Raw genomic sequence first — 19,325 nt, forward strand, 5'->3', positions numbered from 1 at the left:
ATGCAAAACCCAATGGTGCTCCGTCCTGTTCTCCTGAGTCTGGTGTTTGCCGTAAGCGGCTGCGCCTTAGTGCCTAGTAAACCGCTGGTTGAAGGGGCCACGACCGCGCAGCCGGTGCCTGGTCCTTCGCCAACGATTAACGGATCAATATTCCAGACCGCACAGCCGATGAACTACGGCTATCAGCCGCTGTTTGAAGACCGTCGTCCACGTAATATCGGCGATACTCTGACCATCCAGCTTCAGGAAAACGTCAGCGCCAGTAAGAGCTCCTCGGCGAACGCCAGCCGCGATGGAAAATCGGCCCTCGGCTTCGACACGGTCCCGACTTTTGCTTCGGGGCTATTGGGAGGAGGGAAAGCTGACCTGAGCGCTTCCGGCAGCAATGGCTTTAACGGTAAAGGCGGCGCCAACGCCAGCAACACCTTCAGCGGCACGCTGACGGTGACGGTCGATCAGGTGCTGGCCAACGGAAACCTGCACGTCGTAGGTGAGAAACAGATTGCCATCAACCAGGGGACGGAGTTTATCCGCTTCTCTGGCGTAGTGAACCCGCGCACCATCAGCGGCAGCAACACCGTTGCGTCGACCCAGGTGGCGGATGCCCGAATTGAGTATGTCGGTAACGGCTACATTAATGAAGCGCAGAATATGGGCTGGCTGCAGCGCTTCTTCCTTAACGTATCGCCGATGTAAGCGAGGGTACCATGGTGAAATATTTATTCGGGTTGGTTGTGCTGCTGACAGCGGCTTATGCATCAGCTGACCGCATTCGCGATCTGACCACCGTGCAGGGCGTGCGTGAAAACTCCCTGATTGGCTATGGCCTGGTGGTTGGGCTGGACGGCACCGGTGACCAGACGACGCAAACGCCGTTTACCACCCAAAGCCTGAACAACATGCTTTCCCAACTGGGTATTACCGTACCGACCGGCACCAATATGCAGCTGAAAAACGTGGCAGCGGTGATGGTGACGGCAAAATACCCGGCGTTCGCGCGAGCAGGGCAAAACATTGATGTTGTTGTTTCGTCCATGGGTAATGCGAAGAGCCTACGCGGCGGGACTCTCTTAATGACGCCGCTCAAAGGCGTGGATAATCAGGTTTATGCCCTGGCGCAGGGTAACGTGCTGGTGGGCGGTGCGGGCGCTGCTGCCGGTGGCAGCAGCGTGCAGGTGAACCAGCTTAACGGCGGGCGTATCACCGGCGGCGCGGTCGTAGAGCGTGAGCTGGCCGGGACTTTCGGCAACGGCAACACCCTCAACCTGCAGCTTAACGATGATGACTTCAGCCTGGCCCAGCGGATCACCGACACCATTAACCGCTCCCGTGGCTTCGGCAGCGCAACAGCGCTGGATGGCCGTACGATCCAGATCCGCGTGCCAAGCGGCGGTAGCTCTCAGGTTCGTCTGCTGGCGGATATCCAAAACCTTGAAGTGAGTATGCCGGTGCAGGATGCGCGCGTGGTGATCAACTCTCGCACGGGTTCCGTGGTGATGAACCGCGAAGTGACGCTGGATAACTGCGCCGTTGCGCAGGGGAACCTGTCGGTGACCGTAAATCGTCAGAATCAGGTCAGCCAGCCGAATACGCCATTTGGCGGCGGCCAGACCGTGGTGACGCCGCAAACGCAGATCGACCTACGTCAGAGCGGTGGCTCGGTACAGCGCGTTAATTCCAGCGCCAACCTGAATAATGTCGTCCGTGCGTTAAATGCGCTGGGGGCCACGCCTATCGATCTGATGTCTATCCTGCAATCCATGCAAAGCGCAGGCTGCCTGCGTGCAAAACTGGAAATCATCTAATGCTGACTGACGCCCGTTCACTTGCCAATGCCGCGTTTGACGCCAACTCGCTCAATGATTTAAAGGCGAAGGCCGGACAAGATCCTAAGGGCAACCTGAAAGAGGTGGCTCATCAGGTGGAAGGGATGTTCGTGCAGATGATGCTGAAAAGCATGCGTGAGGCGCTGCCGAAAGACGGTCTGTTCAGCAGCGAGTCCACGCGGATGTACACCAGCATGTATGACCAGCAGATAGCCCAACAACTGAGTGCGAAAGGGCTGGGGCTGGCGGATGCGATGGTTAAGCAAATGAGTAACGAGCAGGTCGAGCCATCGGAAACGGCAGGTCAGGTACCGATGAAACTCGACCCGCAAACGGTCACCAGCTACCAGAACCAGACGCTAACGCAAATGGTGCGTCAGGCCGTGCCTCGCGCGCCTTCTAATGAAGAGCCGATGAGCGGAGACAGCAAAGACTTCCTGGCGCAGCTTTCGCTGCCGGCGCGTCTGGCCAGTGAGGCCAGCGGCATTCCGCACCACCTGATTCTGGCGCAGGCCGCGCTGGAGTCCGGCTGGGGCCAGCGTCAGATCCGCACCGAAAAAGGGGAACCGAGCTTCAACCTGTTCGGCGTTAAGGCAACGCCGGGCTGGAAAGGGGCGACGACGGAAATCACCACCACCGAATTTGAAAACGGTGAGGCGAAGAAGGTGAAAGCGAAGTTCCGCGTTTACAGCTCTTACCTGGAAGCGCTTTCTGACTACGTTGGCTTGCTGACGAAAAACCCGCGCTATGCTGCCGTGACGAATGCGTCTTCAGCAGAGCAGGGTGCTCAGGCGCTGCAAAACGCCGGTTATGCCACGGATCCAAACTACGCACGTAAGTTGACCGGCATGATCCAGCAGCTGAAAGCCATGAGCGACAAGGTTTCCAAAGCCTACAGCACTGATTTGTCGAATTTGTTCTGAAGAGACTCAAGTCCCGTGGCCTGCTGCCGATAATAGGTAGCAGAACCTTTGACCACACGCTATCAAGGAACCTTCATGTCCAATAGCCTGATTAACAGCGCCATGAGTGGCCTGAGTGCTGCCCAGGCGGCATTAAGCACCGTCGGCAATAACATTTCGAACTATAACGTAAGCGGTTATACCCGCCAGACGACGATTCTGTCCCAGTCAAAAAGCACCCTGACCGGCGGCGGCTATATTGGCAATGGCGTGTATGTCAACGGCGTGCAGCGTGAGTACGACTCCTTTATCACTAACCAGCTGCGTGCGGCCCAGACGCAAAGCAGCGGGCTGACAACCCAGTATCAGCAGATGTCAAAAATCGACAACATTCTGTCCGGGACGACCAACTCGCTGTCAAAAACCATGCAGGATTTCTTCTCCGGCCTGCAGACGCTGACCAGTAATGCTCAGGATCCTGCGGCTCGTCAGGCGCTGCTGGGCAAAGCGGATGGTCTGGTAAACCAGTTTAAGGTCACCGACCAGTACCTGCGCGATCAGGACAAGCAGGTTAACCTGTCGATCAGCAGCAGCGTGGACCAAATCAACACCTACGCTAAGCAAATTGCGAATCTGAACGACCAGATCTCACGCCTGAAAGGTGTGGGCGCGGGTTCAGCGCCAAATGACCTGCTGGATCAGCGCGATCAGCTCGTTAGCCAGCTAAACCAAATTGTTGGCGTAGACGTCAGCGTGCAGGATGGTGGTACGTACAACGTATCAATCGGCAATGGTATTAGCCTGGTGCAGGGCGACACGGCTAACCAACTGGCGGCGGTTAACTCCAGCGCCGATCCTTCCCGTACGACAGTCGCTTTTGTCGATCCGATTGCCGGTAAAGTGGAAATTCCAGAAAGCCAGCTGAATACAGGTTCTCTGGGTGGGCTGTTTACCTTCCGTACTCAGGATTTGGACAGCGCTCGTAACCGTCTGGGCCAGATGGCTCAGGCCTTTGCGACGGCCATGAACAGCCAGCACACCCAGGGCTATGATGCCAACGGCGACAAAGGCACCAACCTGTTTACCGTCGGTGGCCCAACAGTCCTGAGCAACAGCCGCAATACCAGCGGCACGCAGCTCACCGCGACCACCACCGACAGCAAGCAGATTCAGGCCAGTGATTATAAGGTTGAGTTTGTGGGCGGAAACTGGAAAGTGACCCGTCTGTCGGACAACGCCAACATTAACCCCGGCGCGACAACGGACGCAAGCGGCAACGTCAGCCTGAACTTTGACGGGCTGAAAGTTGGCGTGAGCGGCACGCCTGCCAACAACGAGAGCTTTACCGTTAAACCGGTATCCGACGCGGTAGTGAACATGAGTCTGGCCGTGAAAGATGAGTCGAAACTGGCGCTGGCAAGCGATCCTACCGCCGGCAAGAGCGATAACCGTAACGCTCAGGCCATGTTGGATCTGCAGAACTCTAAGCAGGTCGAAGGCAACAAGTCGTTCAACGATGCGTATGCCACTCTGGTCAGCGACGTGGGTAACAAAACGGCAAGCCTGAAAGTGACTAGTACGACTCAGGGGAATGTGGTGACGCAGCTCACCAAGCAGCAGCAATCTATCTCGGGGGTTAGCCTCGATGAAGAGTATGGCAACCTGCAGCGTTACCAGCAGTACTATATGGCTAACGCCCAGGTCCTTCAGACTGCATCATCGTTGTTTGATGCGTTGCTGAACATTCGCTAACGGGAGCCAGCGTCATGCGTATCAGTACCCAAATGTTATATGACCAGAACATGCGCGGCATTAGCGACGCGCAGAGTTTATGGCTGAGTTATGGCGAGCAGATGAGCACCGGTAACCGCGTTAACCGGCCATCAGACGATCCTGTTGCAGCGTCTCAGGCGGTGGTGCTTTCCCAGGCTCAGTCGATGAACGACCAGTACAAACTGGCGCGTACCTTTGCGACGCAGAAGGTTTCGCTGGAAGAGAGCGTTTTGCAGCAAACGGTCTCTTCAATACAAAGTGCCCAGGAGAAAGTTGTTTATGCTGCCAGCAGCGGAACGTTGAGTGATGACGACCGTGCCTCGCTGGCAACCGATCTCGAAGGTATTCGCAACCAAATACTGAACCTGGCGAACAGTACCGACGGGAACGGTCGTTATATTTTTGCCGGTTATAAAACTGAAGCAGCACCGTTCACCGGTGGGGCAGGTAGCATCACCTATCAGGGCGGAACGCTCCCGATTACCCAACAGGTTGATACCTCCCGAACCATGACAATTGGGCATACCGGCAATGATGTTTTCAATCGCATCTCAAGTAACGCCACGCCGGAGCCCGATGGCTCGCCGAGCGAGACCAACATCTTTAATATGCTGGACTCTGCTATCGCGGCCTTGAAAACGCCAACGACCGGGTTGGACGACGCAGGTAAGAAAGCCCTTGATGCGGCCGTCGCGAAAACAAACCGTGGGCTGAGCAATGCCCTGAGCAATGTGTCCACCGTGCGCGCTGAGTTAGGTACCCAGCTTAATGAGCTGAGCAAGCTGGATGACCTCGGTAATGAAAGAGCGCTGGCGCAAACTGACCAGATGAGTCAGCTGGTCGGCGCCGACTGGACGGCAACTGTCTCTAACTATGTTCAGCAGCAGGCTGCGCTACAGGCTTCTTATAAAGTCTTCACCGATTTGCAAGGCATGTCACTGTTCCAGCTTAACAGCCGATAGCCTTCAACGTTTTGGGCGCGTGATGAAACTGAACGCGCTTTATATGCCCGCTTCCGCACCCCGGAGCGGGCTTTTTTTTGTGCATTTCACCAGCCGCAAACTTCGTGTTCATCTTCCGTGTCATAAGCGCGGACGGTGTTGACCAGCTCTTTGACCACTTCGGCAGCGACGTCCGGGATCAGCAGCGTCATTGGCGTTTCGGTCTCATAATCGACCGAGACGCCGTTACTGTTGTTGGTGACGCTGACGGTATAAGTTGCTTTGCCCATCATGATTACCTCTGGCTGTTGACCACTTTACCCAGGCCGTTGCCTTCCAGTTTTGCTTCAGGAGAGGCGAAGAAGTCGATATTGAAATAAGTGTCGTCGGTCAGCAACTCAATGCGGTGCCACTTCTGCGGCGGAGAAATGGCAAAGGCGCCTGCCTCAATAACGATTTCCACGTCAGGTGTTGTTGAATCGGCGTCGGGAAAACCAAAATATTTCACTGCGCCCTGCATCACTGAGAGGCGGCCAAAGACGCCCGCTTTGGTGTTGTGGTGGGTAAATAAAGCGGCAGGGGCGGTCTCTTTAGTCCAGAACGGCGTGGCGCGGGTATGTAGATAGTTTTTGGGAATAGTCAGCATAATTAGATTCCTTCTGTCATGACATGGAGCGGAGCACTTCCGGGGCGACAAAAAAGTCGATGTTAAAGACGGCGTCGTCGGTGAGCAGCTCGAGGTGATGCCATTTCTCTGGCGGGAATACGCCGAAGTGACCTGCTTCAACAATCAGTTCTGTTTCTGGCTCTGGCGAGGTGGCATCGGCATAGCCCAGGTAGCGAACCTTCCCTTGCATGACGCTCAGGCGAGGGTACACGCCGGGGCGCGTATCTTTATCGAGATGTCGCTGAAACAGGCCCGCGGGGGCGGAGTTTTTATCCCAGAAGGGAGAAGAGCGGGTGTGAATGCAGTTCTGCGGTACAGGGAGCATAGTGCGTTTCTCCTCAATAAGTTCTGCAAGCATTACATCATACAATTAGCCACAGCGTTTATCATAAAGTGCATTTTAAATGCATCTTATTGGTTGGCGATTGTTTCGCTTATCGATCAGACTGGGGAAATAAAAAAGCCGGTCAGGTGACCGGCTTTTGACTTAGCGCTGAAGATTACTCCACGCTTTGTGGGCGAGTGGCTGGCGCTGTAGCCTGGTGGCTGGCGCTGTGCCCGCCGGCAGAGCCTTTCCCGCTGAAGCCGAAGTCCGGGCGAACCCAGTCGCTTTGGCGAGGCGCTTCAGGCGTGTATTCCGGAGCCGGAGCGCGGGTCATTGGCGCCGTGGCGTGCTTAGCGGCAACAGAAGATTCGGTGTTAACCTCCGGCGTCACAGGCGCTGCTTCAACCACAGGCGCTGCTTCCACAACAGGTTTTACCTCTTCAACTACTGCAACCGGCGCTTCTTCAACCGCTGGAGCCTCTTCAATCGCTGGAGCCTCTTCAACCGCTGGAGCCTCTTCAACCGCTGGAGCTTCTTCAATCGCTGGAGCTTCTGCCGCTACCGGCGCTGGTTCGCTGACTTCTGCGATCGCCTGAGCAGTTTCTTCCTCTGCAGGCGAAACCTGTGCCACGATCTCTGCGACAGGCGCTTCATCCACTTCGGCAACCGGCTCCGACTGTTCAGCCACCGGTGCTTCAATCACTTCTGGATGAGCTGTTTCCACCACGGCAGGTTCAATAACGGTTTCCACCGCTTTCACCGGCTCGATGACCAGGCCGTCTTCAACAGGGGCTTCTACTGCTGCAGCCTCAGCGACGTTAACGTGCTGAACGTCTTCGTGAGCCTGGAACGCCTCTTCCTGAGCAAGCTGATCGTGTGGACGGGCAACAGGGTAGGTGATGAACACTTTCCCGGATGCCAGCTCTGGAGAGGCGCATGCTGCTGCCAGTGGCATCGGGGATACCGCCGGGTAACGCTCATCACGATAGCGACGACGGCGCTGGCCGCTGACACGCAGGTGACGAGGAGAGCGACGTGAACGACGCGGCATACCGGCAGTATCGCGGTTTTCACCGTTATCATCCTGCTGTTCTGCATTTACCGGCGCTTCTACAACCGCAGGCAGTGCAATCGGTGCCTGCTCGGTGCTGGCCTGTACAACCTGAGTTTCTTCTACTGCAGGAACATCGGCAGATTCAAAGCGAACTTTCTGGTTCAGCTGGCGCGGTTTACGGCGCTGCATAACCTGAGTGCGTTCTTCCCGCTCGGCATCCTGCTCGACAACATTGTCCTGCTGCAGTGCTTTGACTTCCTGCTGTGCCTGACGTTTTTCATCAGAGCGACGGCGGTTACGCTCGCGACGTGGCTGTTGCTCGTCACGGGACTTCTGCTGTTTTTCAGCATCGTCAACGGCAGCAACAACGTTCTGGCGTGATTCACGAACTTCCGCATTTTGCTGTTGACCGTTACGACGGTTGCGACGATTGTCGTCACGACCTTCACGCGGTTCGCGAGCTTCACGGGCTTCATTGTTGCGGTCATCGCGGCTGTTGCGATTGTCACGGTTGTCGCGATCGCGGTTGTTACGGTCCCCACGGTCATTGCGATCGCCACGATCGCGGCGGTTGTTCTGACGGCGGTTATTGTTACGTCGATCCTGACGCTTATTTTCAGCGTCGGTCGCTTTCTCTTCCTTCACTTCTTTCACTTCAGCGGCAGAGGTGTCGCCGGCGAAGAGTTTTTTCAGTGCAGAGAAGAAGCGGCTAACCAGGCCCGGCTGTGCAGCGGCATCAGCTTTTGGCTGAGCGGCTGGTTTTGCGGCGACAACAGCAGGTTTCTCCGCCGTGGTTTCCTGTGGCGCAGGTGGCACCTCTGGCATGACAAAGGTGGCCAGTGCAGGCTGCTCAGGGCGCTTACGCTCGGTGTACTCTTCGTCAGACGGCACCGCCATCTCTTCTTCATGCAGCTTAGGCAGCATGTAGCTCAGCGTCTGGGTTTCTTCGCCTTTACGCACGCGCAGTACGGAGTAGTGCGGGGTTTCCATCTGATCGTTTGGCACGATAATCGCGCGCACGCCGCCCTGGCGTTTCTCAATGGCGCTTACTGCATCACGTTTTTCGTTCAGCAGGTAAGAGGCGATTGGCACAGGAACAATGGCGTGAACTTCTTTGGTGTTCTCCTTCAGCGCTTCTTCTTCAATCAGACGCAGAATGGAGAGCGACAGGGATTCGTTATCGCGAATGGTGCCGGTACCGCTACAGCGAGGGCAGACGTGGTGGCTGGACTCGCCAAGAGAAGGGCTCAGACGCTGACGCGACATTTCCAGCAGGCCGAAACGTGAGATATGGCTGATCTGGATGCGGGCTCTGTCTTGACGCACGGCTTCACGCAGGCGGTTTTCAACCGCGCGCTGGTGGCGAACCGGCGTCATATCGATGAAGTCGATAACGATCAGGCCGCCGAGATCACGCAGGCGCAGCTGACGGGCAATTTCATCGGCCGCCTCAAGGTTAGTGTTGAAAGCGGTTTCTTCGATGTCGCCGCCGCGGGTTGCACGCGCGGAGTTGATGTCGATGGCGGTCAAGGCCTCGGTAGTATCAATAACGATAGAACCGCCGGACGGCAGACGGACTTCGCGCTGGAAGGCGGACTCAATCTGCGACTCAATCTGGTAGTGGCTGAACAGCGGAATTTCACCGGTGTAGAGCTTAATTTTGCTGCTGAAATCCGGGCGACCCAGAGCAGCGATGTGCTGGCGAGCCAGCTCAAGCACTTTCGGGTTGTCTATCAGGATTTCGCCGATGTCCTGGCGCAGGTAGTCGCGGAAGGCGCGAACAATAACGTTGCTCTCCTGGTGAATCAGGAAAGGAGCAGGGCGGTTTTCAGCGGCTTTCTGAATGGCTTCCCAGTGCTTCAGGCGGAAGCTCAGATCCCACTGCAGCGCTTCTGCAGATTTGCCCACACCCGCGGTACGTACGATAAGACCCATACCGTCCGGCAGTTCAAGGGAAGAAAGCGCTTCTTTTAATTCGGTACGGTCATCACCTTCGATACGACGAGAAATGCCGCCGGCGCGAGGGTTGTTTGGCATCAGAACCAGATAGCTGCCTGCAAGGCTGATAAAGGTGGTTAAGGCTGCGCCTTTGTTACCGCGTTCTTCTTTATCAATCTGGACGATCACTTCCTGGCCTTCGCGCAGAACATCTTTAATGTTTGGGCGACCGTGGGAAGCGTAGTTCGAAGGGAAGTATTCGCGAGCGATCTCTTTCAGAGGGAGGAAACCGTGTCTTTCTGCGCCATAATCAACAAACGCCGCTTCCAGACTTGGTTCAATACGGGTGATTTTGCCTTTATAGATGTTTGCTTTTTTCTGTTCGTGCCCTGGGCTTTCAATATCCAGATCGTACAGACGTTGCCCATCTACAAGGGCGACACGCAACTCTTCTTGCTGAGTTGCGTTAATTAACATTCTTTTCATCGTAACTTACTCATTATTCTTACATTGGCGACAGAGCTGCGGGCATGGTGACGCTAACCGGGAGTGAACCGATGGCCTCGTGACTAAACGCGTGTCGCCAACCTCACGGTTGTCGTTTGCTGAGAGGCGCAAAGTGTCGGTTGCCTGTATTTCATACGGAAATACAGCGCAATTATCGTGGGAATAACCTTAGAATATTTCTTAAGAGTTGATTCCATATTACCGGTCAGGCTGCAACCCGCAGCCCGCTAACTGCCTGAAAGTACAATACGTCTTACGCCATTGCTGCGTGGATGGACGTTCAGGCAAAATGGGTATTCCGCAAACTTTCTTGTTCTAACAAGATTCAACACGGAAAACCGCAACATTATTCCACTGCTAACCTTGTTATAGCAAGATGACTTTTGCTATTAGCGCCCTGTTTCTTACAGTTTTTTAACCGCTATTTTAACCTCGCCACAAAGGGGATGAAAAAAGGCGGTCTGGACGGTTTAAAACAGAACAGATTGTCAGTTAAGCACATAAAAATGAGTGGCGCTATGCGCCAGGGCTATTTAGAATCGCCGACCATGAAAACAGAGACTCCATCAGTAAAAATCGTTGCAATTTCCGCCGATGAGGCCGGGCAGCGTATCGACAACTTTTTGCTCGCCCGCCTGAAAGGCGTGCCAAAAAGCATGATTTATCGCATCGTGCGCAAAGGTGAAGTGCGGGTAAATAAAAAACGCATCAAGCCAGAGTACAAACTTGAAGCAGGCGATGAAGTGCGCATTCCGCCGGTGCGCGTTGCCGAGCGTGAGGAAGAAGCCGTTTCTCCGCATTTGCAAAAAGTCGCTGCGCTGACCGATGTCATTCTTTATGAAGACGACCACATTCTGGTGCTAAACAAGCCTTCCGGTACTGCGGTACACGGCGGTAGCGGCTTGAGCTTCGGGGTGATTGAAGGGCTGCGCGCCCTGCGCCCGGAAGCGCGCTTCCTTGAGCTTGTACATCGCCTTGACCGCGATACGTCCGGCGTTCTGCTGGTCGCTAAAAAACGCTCTGCGCTGCGCTCGCTTCATGAACAACTGCGCGATAAAGGCATGCAGAAGGATTACCTTGCGCTGGTGCGCGGGCAATGGCAGTCGCACGTAAAAGTCGTACAGGCGCCGCTGTTGAAAAATATCCTGCAAAGCGGGGAGCGCATCGTGAGAGTGAATAGTGAAGGCAAGCCTTCTGAGACTCACTTCAAGGTGGAAGAGCGCTACGAATTTGCGACGCTGGTTCGCTGCAGTCCGGTTACCGGGCGCACGCACCAAATTCGTGTGCATACTCTCCACGCGGGCCATCCGATCGCCTTTGACGATCGTTACGGTGACCGCGAGTTTGATAAGCAGCTTGCGGGCACCGGGCTCAACCGTCTGTTCCTCCACGCTGCCGCGCTCAAGTTTACCCACCCGAATACCGGGGAGGTGATTCGCATTGAAGCGCCGCTGGACAATCAGTTAAAGCGCTGCCTGCAGGTTTTACGCAACGCTAAATAAAGAAAAATGCTCCGCTTTGACGGAGCATTTTTTATTACGCCAGCAGCGGGTTACAGTCTTCGTTGCGCAGCATTTTGCACAGGCTGATGAGCGGCAGCCCGATTAACGTATTGGGATCTTTCCCCTCAAGCCTTTCAAACAGCGTGATGCCCAATCCTTCGCTTTTAAAACTCCCGGCACAGTTGAGTGGCTGCTCTTTTTGCACGTAGCGGCGAATTTCATCCTCCGTCAAATGACGAAAATGAACATCAAAAGGCTCGCACAGCGTTTGTAGCTGCCCGTTGGCAGAATTATACAGAGCCAGCCCGGTATAAAAGGTCACGATAGTGCCCCGGGCCAGCATCAGCTGATGTACGGCATTCTCTACCGTGTGTGGTTTTCCCGTGATGTGGTTATTCAGAACACAAACCTGATCGGAACCGATAATAAGGTGGTGCGGGAAGCGTTCTTTTAATGCCTGCGCTTTGGCCTGGGCGAGACGGGTCACTAAATGGCGTGCATCTTCTCCCGGGTATGGCGTCTCATCGACCTCTGGTGACGCAGTGATGAAAGACATGCCGAGCTTTTCAAGCAGGCTGCGGCGAAAGGGGGAGGTGGAAGCCAGAACAATCGGTTTCATATTTTTTTCATTAAAGATAGCGAATTGGATGAAGGCATTTTAAACTGTGCCACCGCAATGTGTGCGAATATACCCGTCATATTTTAAGCCGCACGGGCGTTACCTGTACTCACTTAGCTGAGCTGGGCGTCTGCCTGCAACTTAAACTATTTAGGGTAGAAATGGCAAAAGGCGCTGTTTCCAGGCCTTTTTCTTTGACTCTATGACGTTACAAAGTTAATATGCGCGCCCTATGCAAAAGGTAAAATTACCCCTGACTCTTGATCCGGTTCGTACGGCTCAAAAACGCCTTGATTACGAAGGAGTGTATGCTTCCGATCAGGTTGAGCGTATCGCCGAGTCTGTAGTCAGTGTGGATACTGATGTAGAATGCTCCATGAGATTCGCTATCGATAACCAGCGCCTCGCGGTCTTGACCGGCGATGCAAAGGTGACGGTAACGCTCGAATGCCAGCGTTGCGGGAAACCGTTTGTGCATCATGTTCACACAACGTATTGTTTCAGTCCGGTCCGCTCTGACGAACAGGCTGAAGCACTCCCGGAAGCGTATGAGCCGATTGAGGTTAACGAATTCGGTGAAATCGATCTGCGGGCGCTGGTGGAAGATGAAGTTATCCTCTCCCTGCCTGTAGTTCCGGTGCATGATTCTGAACACTGTGAAGTGTCCGAGGCGGACATGGTCTTTGGCGAACTGCCTCCAGAGGCGGAAAAACCAAACCCATTTGCCGTATTAGCCAGTTTAAAGCGTAAGTAATTGAGGAGTAAGGTCCATGGCCGTACAACAGAATAAACCAACCCGTTCCAAACGTGGCATGCGTCGTTCCCATGACGCGCTGACCACCGCCACCCTGTCCGTGGACAAAGTTTCTGGGGAAACTCATCTGCGTCACCACATCACTGCCGACGGTTTCTACCGCGGCCGCAAGGTTATCGCTAAGTAATCTGGCGCAACCTTGAGACGTCTAACCCTAGCGTTAGATGCCATGGGTGGGGACTTCGGTCCTTCCGTGACAGTGCCTGCAGCTTTGCAGGCACTGGACTCTAACTCTTCGCTTAATCTTCTTTTAGTCGGCAATCCCGACGCAATCACGCCATTACTTGCCAAAGCTGATTTCGAGCAACGCTCACGTCTGCAGATTATTCCTGCGGAATCGGTTATTGCCAGTGATGCCAGACCTTCTCAGGCGATCCGTGCCAGCCGGGGATCGTCAATGCGCGTTGCGCTGGAGTTGGTTAAAGAAGGGCGGGCAGAGGCTTGCGTCAGTGCCGGGAATACCGGTGCGCTGATGGGGCTTGCGAAGTTACTGCTCAAGCCGATAGACGGAATAGAGCGCCCGGCGCTGATGACGGTATTACCTCATCAGCAAAAAGGTAAAACGGTGGTGCTCGATCTCGGCGCCAATGTTGACTGCGACAGCACGATGCTGGTGCAGTTTGCCATTATGGGTTCCGTGATGGCCGAAGAAGTACTGGGTATTTCTCGCCCGCGCGTTGCGCTGCTGAATATCGGCGAAGAAGAGACGAAGGGGCTGGACAGTATCCGCGACGCCTCTGCATTATTAAAAACAATGCCTTCATTGCACTATATTGGATACCTTGAGGCCAACGAATTGCTCACTGGCAAGACGGACGTTCTGGTCTGTGACGGTTTTGTCGGCAACGTCACACTCAAGACGATGGAAGGTGTTGTCAGGATGTTCCTTTCACTGCTCAAATCGCAGGGGGAAGGAAAAAAAAGGTCGTGGTGGCTGATAATATTGAAGAAGTGGCTACAAAAGCGTCTGATAAGGCGATTCGGTCACCTCAACCCCGACCAGTATAATGGCGCCTGTCTGTTAGGATTGCGCGGCACGGTGATTAAGAGCCACGGTGCGGCCAATCAGCGAGCGTTTGCTGTCGCGATTGAACAGGCAGTGCAGGCGGTGCGGCGGCAAGTTCCCACCAGAATTGCTGCCCGCCTGGAATCTGTATTACCCAAGAGTGACTGAGCGTAAATGCATACGAAGATTATTGGTACCGGCAGCTTCCTGCCTGAACAAGTGCGTACTAACGCTGACCTGGAAAAAATGGTTGATACGACCGACGAGTGGATTGTCACCCGGACTGGTATTCGCGAGCGTCGTATTGCGGGCCCGAATGAAACCGTTTCAACCATGGGTTATGAAGCCGCGCTTCATGCACTGGACATGGCCGGCATTGATAAAAATGACATCGGCCTGATTGTTGTAGCAACAACCTCTTCCACGCACGCTTTCCCAAGCGCCGCCTGTCAGATTCAGGCGATGCTGGGAATTAAAGGCTGTCCGGCGTTTGATGTGGCGGCGGCATGCGCAGGCTTTACTTATGCGTTAAGCATTGCCGATCAGTACGTGAAATCTGGCGCAGTGAAGAATGCGCTGGTTATCGGGGCCGATGTTCTGGCACGTACCTGCGATCCTGAAGATCGCAGTACCATTATTATTTTTGGCGATGGCGCGGGCGCCGTTGTGTTAGGGGCGTCTGAAGAGCCTGGTATCATTTCTACCCATCTGCACGCAGACGGTAGCTATGGCGATCTGCTGACGTTGCCGAACGTCGATCGCGTGAATCCTGAGAATTCAGTTCACCTGACGATGGCCGGGAACGAAGTGTTTAAAGTCGCGGTGACCGAACTGGCTCATATCGTCGACGAAACCCTGGCTGCGAATAACCTCGATCGCACCGCGCTCGACTGGCTGGTACCGCATCAGGCTAACCTGCGCATCATCAGCGCGACCGCGAAGAAGCTCGGTATGCCGATGGATAATGTCGTCGTGACCCTGGATCGCCATGGCAATACCTCTGCTGCATCCGTCCCGGCTGCGCTGGATGAAGCGGTACGCGATGGCCGTATTAAACGCGGTCAACTGGTGCTGCTGGAAGCGTTCGGGGGCGGTTTCACCTGGGGCTCTGCACTGGTTCGTTTTTGATTAAAGGAATTTTCGACATGACGCAATTTGCTATGGTGTTTCCGGGACAGGGTTCCCAGTCCGTTGGCATGCTGGCCGATCTCGCGGCAAGCTATCCGGTGATTGAAGCCACGTTCCGCGAAGCCTCTGACGCGCTGGGCTATGACCTGTGGACGCTGACGCAGCAAGGGCCAGCGGAAGAGCTGAACAAAACCTGGCAGACTCAGCCGGCCCTGTTGACGGCTTCTGTCGCTTTGTGGCGCGTTTGGCAGCAGCAGGGCGGTAAAGCACCTGCGCTGTTAGCAGGCCACAGCCTGGGCGAGTATTCCGCGCTGGTGTGTGCTGGCGTAATTGATTTCGCCGATGCTGTTCGCCTGGTTGAGCTGCGCGGCAAGCTGATGCAGGACGCCGTTCCGGAAGGGACTGGCGCGATGTCTGCCATTATCGGTCTGGACGATGCTTCTATTGCCAAAGCCTGTGAAGAGTCAGCGCAGGGGCAGGTTGTTTCTCCGGTGAACTTTAACTCTCCGGGCCAGGTTGTGATCGCGGGTAACAAAGAAGCCGTTGAGCGTGCAGGCGCTGCGTGTAAAGCCGCGGGCGCAAAACGTGCTCTGCCATTGCCGGTTAGCGTGCCGTCCCACTGCGCACTAATGAAACCTGCGGCGGATAAGCTGGCGGTAGCGCTGGAAAATATCACCTTTAACGCACCGGTAATTCCGGTTGTGAACAACGTTGACGTGAAGTGTGAAACCGCGGCAGACGCTATCCGTAGCGCGCTGGTACGTCAACTCTATAGCCCGGTCCAGTGGACTAAATCCGTAGAGTTTATGGCGGCACAGGGCGTTTCCCAACTGCTGGAAGTGGGTCCGGGTAAAGTATTGACCGGGCTGACCAAACGTATTGTTGACACCATGACGGCAACGGCCATTAATGAGCCTGCAACGCTGTCAGCGGCGCTTGAACAATAAAACGAGGAAAACCATGAGTTTTGAAGGAAAAATTGCGCTGGTTACCGGCGCTAGCCGCGGTATCGGCCGCGCCATCGCAGAGACCTTAGTGGCTCGCGGGGCAAAAGTTATCGGGACTGCGACCAGCGAAAGCGGCGCGCAGGCCATCAGCGATTATCTGGGCGAAAACGGCAAAGGCTTCATGCTGAACGTGACCGACCCGGCTTCCATTGAAGCCGTGCTGGACAGCATCCGTAAAGAGTTTGGTGAAGTAGACATTCTGGTGAACAACGCCGGTATCACTCGCGATAACCTGCTGATGCGCATGAAAGAAGACGAGTGGAACGACATTGTCGAAACTAACCTGTCATCTGTTTTCCGTCTGTCAAAAGCGGTAATGCGAGCTATGATGAAAAAGCGTCATGGGCGTATTATCACTATCGGTTCTGTGGTTGGTACCATGGGAAATGCTGGTCAGGCTAACTACGCTGCGGCGAAGGCTGGTTTGATTGGCTTCAGTAAATCGCTGGCGCGCGAAGTCGCGTCTCGCGGTATTACTGTGAACGTTGTTGCTCCGGGCTTTATTGAAACGGACATGACGCGTGCGCTCTCTGATGAACAGCGTGCGGGTATACTGGCGCAGGTTCCTGCGGGTCGCTTAGGCGACGCAAATGAAATCGCCAGTGCAGTAGCATTTTTAGCCTCTGACGAAGCTGGGTACATCTCTGGTGAGACCCTGCACGTCAACGGCGGAATGTATATGGTTTAATCACGGTGAAAAATATTTGCGTTATTTGGGCGAATGCCCGCAAAATAGCGTAAAATCGTGGTTTGACCAGCCGGGATTTGGTTGCATCTTTTTCAACATTTTATACACTACGAAAACCATCGCGAAAGCGAGTTTTGATAGGAAATTTAAGAGTATGAGCACTATCGAAGAACGCGTTAAGAAAATCATTGGCGAACAACTGGGCGTTAAGCAAGAAGAAGTAGTGAACACCGCTTCCTTCGTTGAGGACCTGGGCGCTGATTCTCTTGACACCGTTGAGCTGGTAATGGCTCTGGAAGAAGAGTTTGATACTGAGATTCCGGACGAAGAAGCTGAGAAAATCACCACCGTTCAGGCTGCCATTGATTACATCAACGGCCACCAGGCGTAAGTGAACATCTCCAGGCGGTCATTCGACCGCCTGAGTTTTATCTGAATTGTCCCACTAGTATTTTTTCCCTCCCTGGAGGACAAACGTGTCTAAGCGTCGTGTAGTTGTGACCGGACTGGGCATGTTGTCTCCTGTCGGCAATACCGTAGAGTCTACCTGGAAAGCTCTCCTTGCCGGTCAGAGTGGCATCAGCCTGATCGACCATTTCGATACTAGCGCCTACGCAACGAAATTTGCTGGCTTAGTAAAGGATTTTAACTGTGAAGACATCATCTCGCGCAAAGATCAGCGCAAGATGGATGAATTCATTCAATATGGAATTGTTGCTGGCATTCAGGCCATGCAGGATTCTGGCCTCGAAGTAACGGAAGAAAACGCGGCCCGCATCGGCGCTGCAATCGGCTCTGGTATCGGTGGCCTGACGCTTATTGAAGAGAACCACTCTTCTTTAGTTAACGGTGGCCCTCGTAAAATCAGCCCGTTCTTCGTGCCTTCAACCATCGTCAATATGGTGGCAGGTCACCTGACCATCATGCTGGGTCTGCGTGGTCCGAGCATTTCCATTGCCACGGCTTGTACCTCTGGCGTACACAACATCGGCCATGCGGCACGTATCATTGCCTATGGTGATGCAGACGCAATGCTGGCAGGTGGTGCAGAAAAAGCCAGTAGCCCGCTGGGCGTTGGTGGCTTTGGCGCGGCGCGCGCACTGTCTACCCGTAACGACAACCCGCAAGCGGCAAGCCGCCCGTGGGATAAAGATCGTGACGGCTTCGTACTGGGCGACGGCGCAGGCGTCATCGTACTGGAAGAGTACGAACACGCGAAAAAACGCGGCGCGAAAATTTATGCAGAAGTTGTTGGCTTTGGTATGAGCAGCGATGCGTACCACATGACTTCTCCACCAGAAAACGGTGCAGGTGCTGCGCTGGCGATGGAAAACGCACTGCGCGATGCAGGGATTTCTGCAGGGCAGGTTGGCTACGTCAACGCCCACGGTACCTCTACACCGGCAGGTGATAAAGCTGAAACGCAGGCGGTTAAGTCTATCTTTGGTGCCGATGCAAGCCGTGTGATGGTGAGCTCAACTAAATCGATGACGGGCCACCTGTTAGGGGCGGCGGGTGCGGTAGAGTCTATCTATTCCATCCTTGCGCTGCGCGATCAGGCCGTGCCACCAACCATCAACCTCGATAACCCGGATGTTGGCTGTGACCTGGACTTCGTGCCACACGAAGCTCGTCAGGTAAGTGGCCTGGAGTATACTTTGTGTAACTCCTTCGGTTTCGGTGGTACCAACGGTTCGTTGATCTTCAAGAAGATCTAACCGTTTCTGAAAGGGCCCGCTTGCGGGCCCTTTTGCTGTTCAGAATTCCCCTCTTGTCGCCCGTAAATCCCTCTGGCAACCTTGTGTCTCCGTATCCTGAGGAACCCCTATGTATCTTATTAATGGCCAGTGGCAGAAAACGCTGCCGGCAAACGACCGGGCGATCCAGTTTGGCGACGGCTGCTTTACTACCGCCCGTGTTATTGATGGTGAGATTCGCTTTCAGGCAGATCATCTTCGCCGCCTGCAGCAGGCCTGCGAAGCGCTGATGATAGGGCCGGTTGACTGGGCCATGCTCAGTGATGAGATGGACATGCTGGCGACCTCTGAAACCAAAGCCGTGCTCAAGGTGATTATTTCTCGCGGGGCGGGCGGGCGCGGTTACAGCGCATCGAACTGCACACAGCCTACGCGAATGCTCTCTCTGTCGCCTTACCCTGACTTTTATCCCGCCTGGCGCGAGCAGGGGATTAGGCTGGCGCTCAGTCCTGTGAAAATAGGCATTAATCCTTCCCTGGCGGGTCTTAAGCATCTTAACCGGCTTGAACAGGTTCTTATTCGTACGCATCTTGAACAGACGGCGGCCCAGGAGGCGCTGGTTCTTGACAGTCAGGGGAGCCTGGTGGAATGCTGTGCGGCTAATTTATTCTGGCGCAAAGGTTACGACGTTTATACGCCGTGTATTAACGGTGCGGGCGTGAATGGCACGATGCGCCAGCGCATCATTGCGTGCCTGACGGATTCCTCCTGGCGGCTGCATGAGGTCAGCGAAGGTCTGGAAACCCTGGCCGATGCGGATGAAGCGATCGTTTGCAATGCGCTAATGCCGGTTGTACCGGTGAACCAGGCCCAGGACTGGGACTACACATCGCGTGAACTTTACTGTTTTTTAGCCCCACTTTGTGAGTAA

20 protein-coding genes are annotated in these 19,325 nt (G+C 54.7%); 15 read left to right on the plus strand and 5 right to left on the minus strand.

The window, feature by feature from the left end; translation table 11 throughout:
- The 5 genes from F3J26_RS10900 to flgL all read left to right on the plus strand — a co-directional run bounded on the left by F3J26_RS10900 (position 1) and on the right by flgL (position 5,463).
- Positions 1-696, plus strand: a complete 696-nt coding sequence (locus tag F3J26_RS10900; protein ID WP_085938871.1) for a flagellar basal body L-ring protein FlgH — start codon at positions 1-3, stop codon at positions 694-696.
- Positions 697-707: 11 nt separating this feature from the next.
- Positions 708-1,805, plus strand: coding sequence for a flagellar basal body P-ring protein FlgI (locus F3J26_RS10905; protein WP_008453489.1), 1,098 nt, complete (start codon positions 708-710; stop codon positions 1,803-1,805).
- On the plus strand, positions 1,805-2,749 hold the full coding sequence (flgJ, locus tag F3J26_RS10910) for a flagellar assembly peptidoglycan hydrolase FlgJ (protein WP_008453487.1): 945 nt from the start codon (positions 1,805-1,807) through the stop codon (positions 2,747-2,749). Before F3J26_RS10905 ends, flgJ begins: the two co-directional genes overlap by 1 nt.
- 75 nt (positions 2,750-2,824) lie before the next feature.
- The gene (gene flgK, locus F3J26_RS10915; RefSeq protein ID WP_008453485.1) at positions 2,825-4,480 is read left to right on the plus strand and encodes a flagellar hook-associated protein FlgK; all 1,656 of its coding nucleotides are present in this window, start codon (positions 2,825-2,827) and stop codon (positions 4,478-4,480) included.
- Positions 4,481-4,494: 14 nt separating this feature from the next.
- Entirely contained in the window at positions 4,495-5,463 is a 969-nt protein-coding gene (flgL, locus tag F3J26_RS10920; protein ID WP_166993750.1) for a flagellar hook-associated protein FlgL, read from the plus strand.
- A gap of 86 nt (positions 5,464-5,549) precedes the next feature.
- Here the strand turns inward: flgL and F3J26_RS10925 are convergent, their stop codons facing one another.
- From F3J26_RS10925 to rne, 4 genes are all read right to left on the minus strand, one after another.
- Entirely contained in the window at positions 5,550-5,732 is a 183-nt protein-coding gene (locus F3J26_RS10925) for a DUF1869 domain-containing protein (RefSeq protein ID WP_008453480.1), read from the minus strand.
- A 5-nt stretch (positions 5,733-5,737) separates the two neighbouring features.
- Positions 5,738-6,088: a TehB family protein gene (locus F3J26_RS10930; RefSeq protein WP_008453478.1), complete on the minus strand. Its 351-nt coding sequence runs from the start codon at positions 6,086-6,088 to the stop codon at positions 5,738-5,740.
- Positions 6,089-6,104: 16 nt separating this feature from the next.
- The gene (locus F3J26_RS10935) at positions 6,105-6,434 is read right to left on the minus strand and encodes a TehB family protein (protein WP_166993752.1); all 330 of its coding nucleotides are present in this window, start codon (positions 6,432-6,434) and stop codon (positions 6,105-6,107) included.
- A 175-nt stretch (positions 6,435-6,609) separates the two neighbouring features.
- Positions 6,610-9,912 carry a ribonuclease E gene (gene rne, locus F3J26_RS10940; RefSeq protein WP_166993754.1) on the minus strand — a complete coding sequence of 1,101 codons (3,303 nt, stop codon included), beginning with the start codon at positions 9,910-9,912 and terminating at the stop codon, positions 6,610-6,612.
- A gap of 569 nt (positions 9,913-10,481) precedes the next feature.
- Here rne and rluC point away from each other — a divergent pair.
- The gene (gene rluC / locus F3J26_RS10945) at positions 10,482-11,435 is read left to right on the plus strand and encodes a 23S rRNA pseudouridine(955/2504/2580) synthase RluC (RefSeq protein WP_166994048.1); all 954 of its coding nucleotides are present in this window, start codon (positions 10,482-10,484) and stop codon (positions 11,433-11,435) included.
- 34 nt (positions 11,436-11,469) lie between these two features.
- Here the strand turns inward: rluC and F3J26_RS10950 are convergent, their stop codons facing one another.
- Positions 11,470-12,054 (minus strand): Maf family nucleotide pyrophosphatase, encoded by a 585-nt coding sequence (locus tag F3J26_RS10950; RefSeq protein WP_166993756.1) that lies wholly within the window; start codon positions 12,052-12,054, stop codon positions 11,470-11,472.
- Between the two features lie 232 nt (positions 12,055-12,286).
- Here F3J26_RS10950 and yceD point away from each other — a divergent pair, with 232 nt between their 5' ends.
- The 9 genes from yceD (at position 12,287) to pabC (ending at position 19,325) form a co-directional block, all read left to right on the plus strand.
- A complete protein-coding gene (gene yceD / locus F3J26_RS10955) occupies positions 12,287-12,808 on the plus strand; it encodes a 23S rRNA accumulation protein YceD (protein ID WP_008453471.1) in 522 nt (173 codons plus the stop codon).
- A gap of 16 nt (positions 12,809-12,824) precedes the next feature.
- Entirely contained in the window at positions 12,825-12,995 is a 171-nt protein-coding gene (rpmF, locus tag F3J26_RS10960) for a 50S ribosomal protein L32 (protein WP_008453470.1), read from the plus strand.
- A 12-nt stretch (positions 12,996-13,007) separates the two neighbouring features.
- Entirely contained in the window at positions 13,008-14,042 is a 1,035-nt protein-coding gene (gene plsX, locus F3J26_RS10965; RefSeq protein WP_166875161.1) for a phosphate acyltransferase PlsX, read from the plus strand.
- A gap of 6 nt (positions 14,043-14,048) precedes the next feature.
- Entirely contained in the window at positions 14,049-15,002 is a 954-nt protein-coding gene (locus tag F3J26_RS10970; protein WP_039291889.1) for a beta-ketoacyl-ACP synthase III, read from the plus strand.
- Positions 15,003-15,019: 17 nt separating this feature from the next.
- Positions 15,020-15,949 (plus strand): ACP S-malonyltransferase, encoded by a 930-nt coding sequence (gene fabD / locus F3J26_RS10975; RefSeq protein WP_166993758.1) that lies wholly within the window; start codon positions 15,020-15,022, stop codon positions 15,947-15,949.
- A 13-nt stretch (positions 15,950-15,962) separates the two neighbouring features.
- Positions 15,963-16,697 (plus strand): 3-oxoacyl-ACP reductase FabG, encoded by a 735-nt coding sequence (fabG, locus tag F3J26_RS10980; RefSeq protein ID WP_008453466.1) that lies wholly within the window; start codon positions 15,963-15,965, stop codon positions 16,695-16,697.
- A 154-nt stretch (positions 16,698-16,851) separates the two neighbouring features.
- Entirely contained in the window at positions 16,852-17,088 is a 237-nt protein-coding gene (gene acpP, locus F3J26_RS10985) for an acyl carrier protein (RefSeq protein WP_004157115.1), read from the plus strand.
- Between the two features lie 85 nt (positions 17,089-17,173).
- Positions 17,174-18,415 (plus strand): beta-ketoacyl-ACP synthase II, encoded by a 1,242-nt coding sequence (gene fabF / locus F3J26_RS10990; RefSeq protein ID WP_166993760.1) that lies wholly within the window; start codon positions 17,174-17,176, stop codon positions 18,413-18,415.
- 109 nt (positions 18,416-18,524) lie between these two features.
- Complete coding sequence (gene pabC / locus F3J26_RS10995; RefSeq protein WP_166993762.1) at positions 18,525-19,325, plus strand: aminodeoxychorismate lyase; 801 nt, start codon at positions 18,525-18,527, stop codon at positions 19,323-19,325.

Source organism: Enterobacter sp. Ap-867 (genome assembly GCF_011752855.1).
Lineage (GTDB): Bacteria > Pseudomonadota > Gammaproteobacteria > Enterobacterales > Enterobacteriaceae > Cedecea.